Annotated in this window: 11 protein-coding genes; 6 read left to right on the forward strand and 5 right to left on the reverse strand. The window is 57.0% G+C overall.

Translation table 11 applies throughout. The annotated features are described in order from the left end of the window. The first annotated feature begins 66 nt into the window (after positions 1 to 66). The gene (gene tamL / locus ACAW74_RS03945; protein ID WP_370696888.1) at positions 67 to 2,568 is read left to right on the forward strand and encodes a translocation and assembly module lipoprotein TamL; all 2,502 of its coding nucleotides are present in this window, start codon (positions 67 to 69) and stop codon (positions 2,566 to 2,568) included. An 83-nt stretch (positions 2,569 to 2,651) separates the two neighbouring features. Here tamL and ACAW74_RS03950 read toward each other — a convergent pair whose 3' ends face one another. Continuing rightward, positions 2,652 to 3,347 (reverse strand): LysM peptidoglycan-binding domain-containing protein, encoded by a 696-nt coding sequence (locus tag ACAW74_RS03950; protein WP_370696889.1) that lies wholly within the window; start codon positions 3,345 to 3,347, stop codon positions 2,652 to 2,654. Between the two features lie 85 nt (positions 3,348 to 3,432). Next, a complete protein-coding gene (purE, locus tag ACAW74_RS03955; RefSeq protein ID WP_370696890.1) occupies positions 3,433 to 3,924 on the reverse strand; it encodes a 5-(carboxyamino)imidazole ribonucleotide mutase in 492 nt (163 codons plus the stop codon). A 181-nt stretch (positions 3,925 to 4,105) separates the two neighbouring features. On the opposite strand from purE, the gene ACAW74_RS03960 reads away from it, so the two are divergent. Beyond that, positions 4,106 to 5,194 (forward strand): endonuclease/exonuclease/phosphatase family protein, encoded by a 1,089-nt coding sequence (locus ACAW74_RS03960; RefSeq protein WP_370696891.1) that lies wholly within the window; start codon positions 4,106 to 4,108, stop codon positions 5,192 to 5,194. 97 nt (positions 5,195 to 5,291) lie between these two features. Here the strand turns inward: ACAW74_RS03960 and ACAW74_RS03965 are convergent, their stop codons facing one another. The 3 genes from ACAW74_RS03965 to ACAW74_RS03975 are packed head-to-tail and all read right to left on the reverse strand — an operon-like array spanning position 5,292 to position 8,428. Next, the gene (locus tag ACAW74_RS03965) at positions 5,292 to 6,818 is read right to left on the reverse strand and encodes a tetratricopeptide repeat protein (RefSeq protein WP_370696892.1); all 1,527 of its coding nucleotides are present in this window, start codon (positions 6,816 to 6,818) and stop codon (positions 5,292 to 5,294) included. 50 nt (positions 6,819 to 6,868) lie between these two features. Next, the gene (locus tag ACAW74_RS03970) at positions 6,869 to 7,729 is read right to left on the reverse strand and encodes a DUF481 domain-containing protein (RefSeq protein ID WP_370696893.1); all 861 of its coding nucleotides are present in this window, start codon (positions 7,727 to 7,729) and stop codon (positions 6,869 to 6,871) included. Between the two features lie 15 nt (positions 7,730 to 7,744). Then, positions 7,745 to 8,428: a hypothetical protein gene (locus tag ACAW74_RS03975; RefSeq protein ID WP_370696894.1), complete on the reverse strand. Its 684-nt coding sequence runs from the start codon at positions 8,426 to 8,428 to the stop codon at positions 7,745 to 7,747. Between the two features lie 168 nt (positions 8,429 to 8,596). Between ACAW74_RS03975 and ACAW74_RS03980 the strand changes: the two genes are divergently transcribed. The 4 genes from ACAW74_RS03980 (at position 8,597) to ACAW74_RS03995 (ending at position 12,708) form a co-directional block, all read left to right on the forward strand. After that, positions 8,597 to 9,598: a Gfo/Idh/MocA family protein gene (locus ACAW74_RS03980; protein ID WP_370696895.1), complete on the forward strand. Its 1,002-nt coding sequence runs from the start codon at positions 8,597 to 8,599 to the stop codon at positions 9,596 to 9,598. Between the two features lie 87 nt (positions 9,599 to 9,685). Continuing rightward, positions 9,686 to 10,864: a hypothetical protein gene (locus ACAW74_RS03985; RefSeq protein WP_370696896.1), complete on the forward strand. Its 1,179-nt coding sequence runs from the start codon at positions 9,686 to 9,688 to the stop codon at positions 10,862 to 10,864. Between the two features lie 219 nt (positions 10,865 to 11,083). After that, positions 11,084 to 11,401: a hypothetical protein gene (locus ACAW74_RS03990; protein WP_370696897.1), complete on the forward strand. Its 318-nt coding sequence runs from the start codon at positions 11,084 to 11,086 to the stop codon at positions 11,399 to 11,401. Positions 11,402 to 11,535: 134 nt separating this feature from the next. Beyond that, complete coding sequence (locus ACAW74_RS03995) at positions 11,536 to 12,708, forward strand: AIR synthase-related protein (protein WP_370696898.1); 1,173 nt, start codon at positions 11,536 to 11,538, stop codon at positions 12,706 to 12,708. Positions 12,709 to 12,733: the final 25 nt, after the last annotated feature.

Here is a 12,733-nt window from a genome sequence, read left to right on the forward strand (position 1 = left end):
GTTACCCGTCAGGGGGGCAAAGTTCACCATTTACGTCGGCGATTCATCCATCTTGTCGGGTTCATTGTGTGCTGCACCCTGCTGACGAGCTGCCTCTCGTCGCGCCGATTGCCCGACAACCAGTATCTGCTCTACACGCAGACAGTCAAAGGCAACGAAGCCATCGAAGACGACGAACTGCTAGCGCTGATTCCGCAACGACCCAACAAACGGTTTCTCCAAAGCCCCTTCACCATCAGCCTCTGGATCTATCAGGCCTTTTCGGGTAACTACCGCCCCGACTCGGCCCGGCGCGAGCTGGAGGTGCGTACGACCCGCTTCGAGCAGGAAAGCCAGAATCTGATCAACAACCCCAAGGCGTTGCGGAAGCTGAACCGGCGCTTCAGTCGGCAGGCCCGCCACCTCCAACGCTACATCGAAGGTGGTAACTGGGTAATGCGGAACTTTGGCGAGCCCCCCGTGTATTACGCCGCCGCCGATGCACAGAGCAACACGCTGAAAATGCAGCGCTATTTGCAGAGTAAAGGCTTTTTTAGGGCTAAAACCAGCTTCAGCGTCGATACATTGCTCGACCGGCGGGTGCGGGTCAATTACCTGATTTCGGAAGACATCCCGTACACCTATGCGACCGTCCGCTACCAGATTCCAGACCGCCGCATCGACTCGCTAGTGGGTTTCTCGCTGGGTAGTTCACTCTTGAAGGTGGGGGCGCGCTATGACGCCGACAAGCTCGACAACGAACGAATCCGGATCGAAGAGCTCCTTCGTAACAACGGGTATTACGGGTTCAGCCGCCAGTATATTCGCTACGAAGTAGCCCGCGATTCGGCCCTAATCGACTCGGCCTTCGTCGGCACGCAGCCCATCGATCTCACGGTGCAACTGGCCAACCCGCCGGGCCAGACTGCCCACCCGATTTACCGCATCGGCGACGTGCAGATGACCGTAGCCCGCGATCCGAAGCAGCCCCTCGATACGGTAGCCTACAACGGGATCACGTACCTGCTGGAGCGGGGCTTGTACCGCCCCCGGCTGCTCGATACGAAGATCTCACTTCGGCCCGGTAACCTGTACCAGCAAAACGCCTATAACTCCACCCAGCGGCAGCTCTTTCTGCTCAACCAGTTCCGGTTCTCCAACGTCAATTTCACCGATACCACCAACCGGCGGCTGCGCACGGTGATTACGGCCACGCCCCTCGACAAATACGATGTCACGGTAGAGGGGGGCGCCACGGGCCTCTACCAGACCCAGAGTCTGTACCCCGGCGGGTTTGGTAACCTGACACTCCGGGTACGTAACCTGTTTGGCGGGCTGGAGACCTTTGAAACATCGGTACGGTATGGTATCGAGGCACAAACGGCCTTTATTCAGATCGATAGTGTATACAGCTCCCGCGAGTTTGGCATCACCAACTCGCTTACGTTCCCGCAGATTCTGTTTCCGGGGCGGCTCCGGTTTCGGTTTAATGAACTGAATCCACGTACCCAAGTGTCGCTGGGCTACACCAGCACCGTCCGGCCCGACTACTCAAGGCAGAACCTGCGGTTGGCCATGACGTATCTGTGGCAGAAAAATCAGGCACAACAGTTCACGTTCAGCCTTGCCGATATCAACTACCTACGTGCCAGTCGGCTCGATTCGACGTTCGAGGAGTTCCTGAATCAGGAAGAAAGGAATGGCAACCCCATCCGTACCAGCTTTCGGAACGCCTTCTTCTCCAGCATTAACGCGGGTTATACCTACAATACCAACATTGTCGGGCAGAACCGACGGGCCAATTTCTTCCGCATTACGGGCGAGTCGGGAGGAACGACCCTGAATCTGCTTAGCAGTCAGGCCATTGATAAGCTCGCCACCCAGACCGGCCTCCAGTATTTCAAATACCTGCGCACCAATGTGGATTACCGTCATTATCTGCCGGTCGGCATCAATTCGGTACTGGCTTTTCGGGCCAACGGAGGTATTGTGGTGGGCTACGGCCCCGACCGAACGGCTCCGTACGAAAAACGCTTTTTTGCGGGTGGGGCCAACAGCGTGCGGGCGTGGTTGCCCCGGCGGTTGGGTTGGGGAGCCGCGTACCCACAGCTAGGTACGCAGGAAACGCCGCTCTTCCGCGACGTAGAAGGTGGCGCGTTTGACTACCGGTTTGAGCGGCCCGGCGACGTATTGCTCGAAGGGTCGGCTGAATTGCGCGGTCGCCTCCTCAAGTTTGGTAGCGCTCTAAACCTCGACGGAGCCGCGTTTGTCGACGTGGGTAACGTCTGGCTTCTACGCCGTCAGTCCAGCGGCAGCGCCAATACGAACCTCGATAAGGGTGTTTTCCAGCCAGGTACGTTCCTCGAACAGCTCGCTGTGGGCACAGGCGTGGGTATCCGGTTCGATTTTAGTTTCGTGATCCTGCGCCTAGATGCCGCCGTCAAAGTGTATGACCCGGCGCGCCGTTACATAGCCTCAGACGGGCGACTGGTGGATGAGCGGTTTATCCTGCCTCAATTCTCGTTTGGCAATCTGGCCTCGGGGCCCAACCCGGTGGTGCTCAACTTCGGCATCGGCTACCCGTTTTAATGGACAATGTATAATGTACAATGAAGGCGCTGTGGCGAGAAGGTAAAGGTCGGCTGCTGTTCTGACTAAAAGGCGTTATCCGCTTACTCTTTCTGAGGTAGAGGGATAATGAGCTTTTCGCCCCGGGCGGCGAAGTCTTTCGTTTTGTGATTGGCTTTCATAATCGCCTCTTTGCTGACGCCGTATTTCTCGGCCACCACGCGCAGCACGTCGCCCGGCCCAACCGTATGGATAGCCTTCACACGCACTTTCAGTTTCGTGACACCCGATTTGATATCGTTCTCCGACACGCCCGGATTCATCGCTTTCAGCGTCGCCACTTTCATGTTCATCCGGCTGGCCACCCCATAGAATGTCTCACCATCGCCCACCGTGTAGTTCGACGTCGGCCCTTTGGGTTTGGCTGGTTCTTCGGGCTTCTTTTCGGGTTTGGGCTCGTCGGTAGGGGCATCGCCTTCGTCGTTGTCAGGTACGTTATTGGTCGAACGGTCGGCGACGGTGCTGTCAACGGGTGCCGGTGCCTGCGACAGATCCACGGGGGCCGGGGTGTTGCTGGTGTCTGGTAGCAGGTCTTCGGGGTTATCGGTTTGACCGGCCAAGGCCACATCCGTCGTATCCAGCGGTACGTTGGTTAGTTCTTTGGCATTACCGGTATCATCGGCCAGGCTATCGTAGCCAATGTAAAGCAACGCGCCAATCAGCCCCACCAGTACCAGCAGCGTAATGAGGGGCAGCGACGTATTGGCCGTTGGGCGGGGGTTTTTCGTAGAATCCTCCATTAGGGTATTAACGCACAAGTAGGGTGTTCAATGAATGTGGGGTTGTTCGTGCCTATGCATGAACCGGGCCAATTTTTCGGGGCCTCTATTGGTGGCCTTTTTTGAGTTCGTTGCTCATAACCACCACTTTCTCTTTCAACGACTCTTTGTAGGCGTCCAGCCGGTCGGCCAGCGCGGTGTCGGCGGTGGCGGCAATCTGTGCGGCCAGGATACCCGCATTCTTGGCACCGTTCAGCGCCACCGTAGCCACGGGAACACCAGCGGGCATTTGCAGAATCGACAGGACCGAATCCCAGCCATCGATGGAGTTGCTTGATTTGACGGGGACGCCAATCACGGGCAGACTCGTCAGCGACGCCACCATACCGGGTAAGTGGGCCGCGCCGCCAGCCCCGGCAACGATGGCGCAGAGCCCCCGGCTACGGGCGGCTTTGGCGTACTCAACCATTTTTTCGGGCGTGCGGTGCGCCGACACTACATCCATCTCCCACTCGACGCCCAGTTCGGTCAGTGCGTCGGCGGCCTCCTGCATGACGGGTCGGTCAGAGAGGCTTCCCATGATAATTCCTACTTTCATTATACGCGAAATAACAGCAAAGAACGCTGAATTTAGCATGTGTAACTACGAAATAGCCCGCTGTTCGCCTAAACGGCACTTTTAGCACTACCTCCTTGGTTCACGCCCATTTGGTTAGCAACCCATTGGTCACCTTTTATTACTTTTCAACCTTCCGCCCAGTAAGCGAGTTACATGCACTATGACAACCACGGAATGGGGCTGGCTACTCTACTGCCTGCTCATCACCACCATCTCCTTCATTCACCTGCTGCGCATCGACTACTGGTGGGTACGTATCTGGGATTTCCCGCACACACAGCTCGCCGCACTGGCCGCCATCGGGCTGGGGGGCTGGCTCTTTTTCGTGCATGACTACACCTGGCCACACTGGCTGGCTCCAGCAGGGGTAACGGCGGCGATGCTCTACCAGGCGTGGTTGTTCTGGCCGTATACTCCCTTTCATCCGCGGCAGGTTGTCCGGCAGCGCTATCCCAAAGGCAGCAAGGCACCATCGGATGACCTGAACTCTTTCACGCTGATGACGGCCAATGTGCTGATGACCAACACCCATTGCCCCAAGGTGTTGGCGCTGGCCCGCAAGCACAAACCGGACCTAATTATGCTGCTGGAAACCAACGAGAACTGGAAGCGTCAGCTGGAGCCACTGGAAGCCGATTATCCCTATCGCATTCTGTGCCCGCAGGAAAACACCTACGGCATGCTGTTCTATTCCAAACTACCCTTTAAAGACCATGAATTGCGGTTTCTGGTTGAAGACGACATCCCATCGATTCGGGTCGATCTGGAAATGCGATCGGGGCAGATTCTCCATTTTTATGGCGTTCACCCGCAGCCGCCCAGCCCGACCGAGCATTACCGATCGACCGAGCGTGACGCCGAATTGGTGCTGGTGGGTCGGGAAGCCCGCAAGCAAACGGGGCCCGTACTGGTAGCGGGCGATCTGAACGACGTGGCCTGGTCACACACGACACGCCTGTTTCAGCGCATCAGTGGCCTGCTCGATCCGCGGGTGGGTCGGGGCTTATACAGTACGTTCCACGCCGACTATTTCTTCTTGCGCTGGCCCCTCGACCACGTCTTCGTATCACACCATTTTCGGCTGCGCACCCTCCGCCGTCTGCCCGCCTGTGGCTCCGACCATTTCCCCATTCTGTTAGGTCTGACGTATAACCCCGATCCTAAACGGGCCGACGATATTCCTGAACCCGAAAAAGACGATCTGGAAGAAGCCCATGAGATTGTCGAAAAAAGCCGCGAAGGGTATTGACAGTGAACAGTATACAGTTAACAGTATACAGTTCCAGTAAGCAATTGACTGATACATAGTATTCTCTGCATACTGTATACTGTCCACTGTGTACTGTTCACTGTATACTGTTCAGCGCGGCGCGGGCTTTATTGTCGACGCTGTTTTTGTATTCGTGGCGTTTGTAGCTGAGCGCCAGTTCGAACGCCTGCCGGGCATTGGGTACGTTATGCAACTGCTGGTAGACGTACCCAAGTTGCAACGCCGCCGTAGCGCCAAACGATAGCTGATCGGGCTGGCTAAGCGCAATAGCCCGTTCGAAAGCAGCAATGGCAGCGGGCAGATTGTTCTGTTTCTGGACGATGCGCCCCAGTCGGTACTGGTATTCGGCCCGTTCGGTGACGGTCTGAAAACTGGCTTCTGTATACGGTTTTAACACAGCAAGGGCCTGCTCCAGAAAACCACCGTCCGACGCCAGTCGGGCCTGCATCAGCGCACGTTGTCGGGCGTTTGGGTACGTCTTCAGGTACGTTTCGGCCATTTTTTGGGCTGCCTTATCGGCCTCTACGGTGGTGCGTCCAGTCGAGAGCACCCGCGGAAGCTCAGTTCGGGCCAGCGCATCATCACCCGATAGCCAATGACACAGAAAGCGCTTGTAGTGGGTGTCTTTGACAAAATTCTGGCCGTGATAAGCCGTTAGAAAGCGTTGGTAGTGGGTCAGCGCAGCCGGGTACTGGCCTTTTTGCAGGTAGATATCGCCCAGCAGATTTTCAATCACCGGCAGTGATACATAAGCCCCGCCGACCGGGCGCGTACTCAGCCAGATAAGCGCCTGTTCAGACTGGGCGTTTTTCATGGCCGTGGTGGCCGCAAAAAATCGCACCAGCAGGTTATCAGGCGACTCGTCCACGAAGCGGCGCAGGGCGGTTTCGTCGGCTGCTGTAAACCGTAACACATACGCCCGAATCAGCAACTCGGCCAGCCGGGCTTCGGTGCGAAACGTGGGATCCTGCTGGGCGCGCTGCAGGTCGGCCATCCCCTGTTGGATATCGCCCCGCAAGCCCAGCAGCCGCGCCACCCAGGTGTAGCTGTCGGGGACCGAGCCAATCATCACACGCAGTAAGCCCAACGATTTGTAGGTCGGCAGGAAAGCGGGAAAGCGGCGCTGATTCTCGGCCAGCAGCTTGTAGGCTTTGATCACCTGCCAGCTCGCCGCCACTTCCTTCCCGAATTTGAGCTTCACAAACGCCCAGTGCAGCCGCACTTCGGCCAGGAGCATCCGCTGATAGGGCGAACCATCGTCGAGTTCGTCGAGCTGATCAAGGCGGGTCGCTTCGTGGGGAGCCAGTTGGGCAAACAGCCGGTCGTCGTCGGAGGCAAGCAGAGTCACCATGTCGGCGTAGTCTTCCAGAAAAATGCGGATGCCGTTGGGGCGTTCGGGCTCGGCCGCCAGCAATTGCCGGGCCGGTTGGACTCGCCCTCTGGTTAGCTCCGAAAAGGCCTGTTGCAGGTTAGGCGTCCACACAAAATCCTGCGCCTGCACCGTGAACGACAGCAGGAACAACCCCGCCAGAGCACCCCATCTTGCCGTTCGGACGCACCAGCCTGACCTGGTCTGTCTATATGGGTTGCCTGTTCTGGTCATGCGATGGCAAGAAGCAATAACGGGTTGTGAATGGATTGCCGCACTGGTCTCTACTTGCGTTCGTAGGTCATGCCCAGCGTGAGGCGGGTATCGTTGTTGACGCGGCCCGGCACCACGATACTCTCGTAGGAATTGGCGAAGGTAGCCCGGAAGCTGAGGTTGGCGCTGAACTTGTATTGCACGCTGGCGCTGCCATTCCACCGAACGTTGCGGGGCGCGCCGTCGGGCTGAAAGATAGCGGGTTGATAGAAGACCGTGTGCGCGATGCTCCAGCGGTCTTTGCCAAAAGTGTATTCGCCGAACAGCCGGGCCGAGTTTCGCCAGATATTGATATCGGCCAGTTCGGCGTAGTCGGTAAACTCGCGCAGTACCACATTGGTCAGCGAGATATAGGCCCGTTTTTGATTCAGCAGCTTATACCCAAGCCCCGCTGCCGCCGTGTAGCGATTCAGAATCTGCCGCAGGTTACTCCGTTCGTAGGAACCAAAGCCGAGGTAATACAGGCGCTCTTCGTAGAACATCGTCAGGCGGGTATCGGCAAAATATTCGCGTTCGTTGAGCAGGCTATTCTGCCGCCCGTAGACAAACGACGGATTGGTCGACAGCTTGGCCAATTTACTCACGCTCACGTCGAAGGCACCGGCCATCTGCAACAACGACCGATTCACGTTCCCCGTCGTGAAGGTCCCGTCGACGGTCAGGCGGTAGCGTACTTCCGGCTTGAAATCGAATCGGCGGCGACGGGCTGTAGCCGATCCTGCCGCAGTGGAGTCGATCGTTCGTTTGGTACTGTCGGCGGCTATCTGCGCACTGTCGGGCACCGAGGGGCGTAAGGGATCTGTTTGTTCCGTAGTTTGGCTCAGTGCCGGTAACGTACCCAGCAGCAGAACCGCGAAAAGAAAGCGTTTCATGCCCAAATTTCGGCATCATTTGCGAAAACCGAGGGTAACCAGCACACCCGCGTGCAGCGTTGGCAGCGCAATGGCACCCTGTTCCAGTTGATAATCAACCGGTTTACCCCCAACGACGCCCTGTCGACTTTCGTACCAATACGTTTTGACCCGGAAGCCAACACCCAGATACGGCGAATAGGTTGCGGGTCTTGTACCAACCGACCGGCCAAACACGCCTAATACGCCCAGTAACACCTTGGCCCCGTATACGTTGATGCGCTCCGTCCGGTAAGCATCGAAACTGTAGGCAACTCGGTCGCTGTTCACGACGATACGCGTATTATCGAGCCACCAGTGCCGGAAAAAGTACTCCGCCTGAAGATACATACTTCGCTTATCGTTCAGGTAAATAACCGGCCCGGCGGCCAGCTTGATCGCCTGATGGTGCGGATTAAGCATGTACGACGATTCGTAGCTGACAGTGGCGCCCGTCCCGAGCGCCATTTCCGGGCTGGCCCGAGGGTTTCGATACCGATAGCCTACCGCTACCTGAAGGCCCATACGCTTGCCGACTGGCCATTCATACGACAAAACGGCCTCCCGTAGCAGCAGTTGCAGGGGCTGAATCCCCAGCTTTCGACTTGGTAAAGCCACTGGTTGGTTCTGCGCATTGGCAGGCAGGCAGACGATAATTGATAACAGGTACAGGTATCGCATAACAACATAGATAGGCAGACAATAATATGTTGCAAACGTCGCCATACGTCACCATAATTCAACTTTTGTATCGCTCCCTCTTCGTTCGATTTCTTTCCGCAAAACTCTGTGGCTTCCGTGACTCTGTGTTGACAAACCTTACGTTCTTTGCGAAAATCGAAACCTACAGTGAATACGACACCCCCAACCCGCTGGGCGATTCTCGGCTGTGGCCGGATTGCCCACAAATTTGCCCAGGATCTACGCACCCTTCCCAACGCCCACCTCGTCGCAGTCGCCTCGACCGACCAAACCCGCGCCGACGACTTTGCGGCCGACTACCCGCATACCGACGGTTCACTGCCCAAAGCGCTGGGTACGTATGAGGCCCTGATCGATATGGCTGATCAGATCGACGTGGTGTATATCGCCACCCGGCACGTGTACCACCGCGCCAACACGCTGCTGTGCCTGAACGGCGGGCTGGCGGTACTCTGCGAAAAACCGTTCGGGATGGACATTGGCGAGGTAAACCAGATGCTCGACGTAGCCGAAGCGCGGCAGACGTTTCTGATGGAAGCGCTGTGGAGCCGGTTTATGCCCACCGTTCGGCAGGCCAAAGCGTGGGTCGATGAAGGGGCTATCGGGCAGGTGCTCACTATCCGGGCTGACTTTGGTTTCAAAGCCGATTATGATCCCGGCAACCGGCTGTTTAATAAAGCCCTCGGCGGCGGCTCCCTGCTCGACATTGGCATTTATCCCCTGTTTATCAGCTACCTGATCAACGGCGTTCCGGCCACCGTGCAGGCGACGGCCACCCTCGCCCCTACCGGTGCCGACGAGCAGTGCGGCATGGTGCTGACGTACACCAATGGGGCTATGGCGGTTCTGAACAGCACGCTGCTGGCCGCTACCGAAAACCTGGCGCTGATCTACGGCACCGAAGGCACCATCCGCATCCATAGCCGGTTCCACGAGTCAACGGCGATTACGCTCGAAAAGGCCGGTCAGGAGCCGCAAACGATTACCTTCGACCGGCAAACGCATGGGTATGACTACGAGGCGCAGCATGTGATGGACTGCCTCAATGAGGGCCTTACCGAAAGCCCGCTCTGGAGCCACGCCGACAGCCGTAACCTGATGACCCTGCTCGACGACGTGCGCCGGGCGGCCGGTATCGTCTACGAATAACGATTTTCCTACGGTGATTGGCGAGGCACAGGGCAACCCTTGTTTGCGGGTTCAGTGTTAACTTTCTCAACGAACGGTTCTATGTCCATGCTTCGCCACTGCCTTTTGCTTAGCTGCCTGCTTATGCTGCCCGTGGGGGCTGTGGCGCAGGCCTGGGCACCGTATACGGCCCTGCCCGATCTCTATCCGTCGATGGCACTGGCTATGACTCACTTCGTCAATGACCCCGCCGAGGATCATTCGCACGACCTGGGCGACCTGAACGGCCTGCTGGGCATTTCCATACAGGTGCCCCGCCGCAACACCCGCGTGCAACTAACGCTTACCTGCACCGGTGGCCTGCCCCTGTTTGATTCCGTGACCATCGAGGTCACCGTCCCACGGGCCAAAGAAGAGTACATCATCACCCCCACCATCCCCTTCGATCAGACCCGGCTGGCCAGTATCCGGCAGGTACAGACGGTATTTATCACCTACGCCGTTACCATCGACGGCAAGGCGCAGCCGCCCCGCACCGAGCCATTGCGCGTGCAGTCCGTCAACGTTTGCCCGTTTGGCGTGCGCGACGATGATGGGCAGTACACCTCGTTCGCTTTTCTGTTTGCCGCCTACGTGAACGAAGATCACCCGCAACTCGACCGGATTTTACAGGAAGCGCTTCAGAAAAAATACGTCGATGCCTTTGTGGGCTACCAGGGCGACCCCGCCGACGTATACCGGCAGGTGCTGGCCATCTGGCGGGTGTTGCAGGACCGCGGGTTTCGCTACAGCAACAGCACCACTACGGTGGCCGATCATGAGCAGGTAGCCAGCCAGCACGTGCGGCTCGTTGGCGAAAGCCTTACTCACACGCAGGCCAACTGTACCGACGGCTCGGTCCTGCTGGCATCAGTGCTGCGCAAGATTGGTATTGAACCCATTCTGGTAACGATACCGGGGCATATGTTTGTGGGTTTCGACCTCGACGACGAAAGCAGCGAACAGACGTACCTGGAAACAACGCTGCTCAACGCCCCAGCCAGTTCGGCCACCGCTGCTCCCGATGAGCTAACCCAACTCCTACTCCCCAACGTACCCAGCCCCGCCGACCACGCGGCCGTTGACCGGTTTGTGGCGGCCGTCCAGACCGGCAACCAGCTTTTTGTCGATAACCGACTGGCTATTGAGTCGGGCAAGGCCGATTATTCAGCTACTCCTATCGTCGAAGCACGCATGGCCGGCGTGATGCCTATCCCCTCTATCGACAGGCTCCCCTCAGCGAAATAAGGGTCCGTTGAATAAGTCGCATTAAAAAGGAAACTAGCCAAGAGATTTGCTTAGCGCATTGGTAAACAACAAGTTACACATATATAACTATTCCTATAAATTTTATAGATTTTAATATCTTGGCTGCCAGCCAATTGAACCATACAAACGCCATGTAGTTTAGTTAAGCAAACCAATTTTGCTGGTTGATAACTAAGTATTAATAAACAGTCGACTATTATGAAAAAAGGGATGATGGTAGCCTTCGGGCTCATGCTGATGCTTTCGCAAGGCGCCTTTTCGCAGGCGATACAGGAAGGGAAAGCGGCCAAAAAAGAGATGAAGGCCGAGAAGAAAATGGCTAAAGCCAAGGAGAAACGCATGGAAGCCCGTACGGGTAAAGGCCTCGAGATTGCCGGTGTGTCGGACCCTAAAACGCGGATGAAAGATGCCGAACGTAAGGAGGACAAGGCCGTAAAGAAGGAACGCAAGGCGGTGGCCAAAACCATGAAAGCCAACGCCAAAGAAGTAACAAAGAAAGCGGCCAAAGTCGACTAGCTTTCCGTCGTATATCACCACCATTCACGCGCACACAGCCCTGAAAGCCCATTCGTCGTCAAGATCGAGTGGGCTTTTGGCTTATTCCCTACTTTGGTTGCCTCCTTGCAGCCCTGCGCCCTATCTTTGCGGGCATGACCGACCGTTATGCGCAACGGGGCGTTTCTGCCGATAAAGAAGACGTCCACAACGCCATTGCCCGACTCGACAAAGGGCTCTTTCCGAAAGCGTTCTGCAAAATTGTCCCCGATATACTGGCCAACGACCCCGCCTATTGCACTATCATGCATGCCGATGGGGCCGGTACCAAATCGTCGCTGGCTTACCTTTACTGGCGCGAAACCGGTGACCTGAGCGTCTGGAAAGGCATTGCACAGGACGCCGTCGTGATGAATACCGACGATCTGCTCTGCGTGGGGGCGCTGGGGCCTATGCTGCTCTCGAGCACCATAGGGCGCAACAAAAACCTCATTCCGGGTGAGGTGATCGCCGCCATCATCAACGGTACCGAAGAGGTGCTGCAACTACTGCGCGACCACGGCATCGACATCTACAGCACCGGCGGCGAAACGGCCGACGTGGGCGATCTGGTCCGCACGATTATCGTTGATAGCACCGTCATTGCCCGCATGCCCCGAGCCGATGTGATCAGCAATGATCAGATTCGGCCCGGCGACGTGATTGTAGGGTTGGCCTCCTTCGGGCGGGCTACCTACGAGACGGAGTACAACGGCGGCATGGGCAGCAACGGCCTGACCTCGGCTCGCCACGACGTGCTGTCGCATACCCTCGCCGACCGTTACCCCGAGAGCTTCGACCCCGCCGTCGACCGGACGCTGGTTTATAGCGGCAGCAAACAACTGACGGATTTGGTGGATGTCGGCAATGGCGAGCAAGTACCGGCCGGGAAGCTGATTCTGTCGCCGACACGTACCTACGCGCCCGTGGTGAAAACGCTGATTGATCAACTACGCGGCCAGATTCACGGCATGGTGCACTGCTCAGGCGGTGCGCAAACCAAGGTGTTGCATTTCATCGACAACCTGCACGTGGTAAAAGACAACCTCTTCCCTGCCCCGCCGCTGTTCCGGCTGATTCAGCAGGAAAGCCAAACGCCCTGGCAGGAGATGTACAAAGTCTTCAACATGGGGCACCGGCTGGAGGTCTACCTCGCCCCCGAACACGCGCAAACCGTTATCGACGTTAGCCGTTCGTTTGGTATTGACGCCCAGATAATTGGCCACGTCGAAGCCGCTGACACAAAACAAGTCACGGTAACAAGCGAATTCGGCACATTTACCTACTAAGGTATTTGATAAATAGTTAAAAGGT

Source organism: Fibrella musci (assembly GCF_041321105.1).
GTDB lineage: Bacteria > Bacteroidota > Bacteroidia > Cytophagales > Spirosomataceae > Fibrella > Fibrella musci.

Coding starts and splice junctions, on each gene's coding strand:
- ACAW74_RS03950 (WP_370696889.1), bottom strand. CDS start 3,347: ATGGAGGATTCTACGAAAAACCCCCGCCCAACGGCCAATACGTCGCTG.
- purE (WP_370696890.1), bottom strand. CDS start 3,924: ATGAAAGTAGGAATTATCATGGGAAGCCTCTCTGACCGACCCGTCATG.
- ACAW74_RS03960 (WP_370696891.1), top strand. CDS start 4,106: ATGACAACCACGGAATGGGGCTGGCTACTCTACTGCCTGCTCATCACC.
- ACAW74_RS03965 (WP_370696892.1), bottom strand. CDS start 6,818: ATGACCAGAACAGGCAACCCATATAGACAGACCAGGTCAGGCTGGTGC.
- ACAW74_RS03970 (WP_370696893.1), bottom strand. CDS start 7,729: ATGAAACGCTTTCTTTTCGCGGTTCTGCTGCTGGGTACGTTACCGGCA.
- ACAW74_RS03975 (WP_370696894.1), bottom strand. CDS start 8,428: ATGCGATACCTGTACCTGTTATCAATTATCGTCTGCCTGCCTGCCAAT.
- ACAW74_RS03985 (WP_370696896.1), top strand. CDS start 9,686: ATGCTTCGCCACTGCCTTTTGCTTAGCTGCCTGCTTATGCTGCCCGTG.
- ACAW74_RS03990 (WP_370696897.1), top strand. CDS start 11,084: ATGAAAAAAGGGATGATGGTAGCCTTCGGGCTCATGCTGATGCTTTCG.
- ACAW74_RS03995 (WP_370696898.1), top strand. CDS start 11,536: ATGACCGACCGTTATGCGCAACGGGGCGTTTCTGCCGATAAAGAAGAC.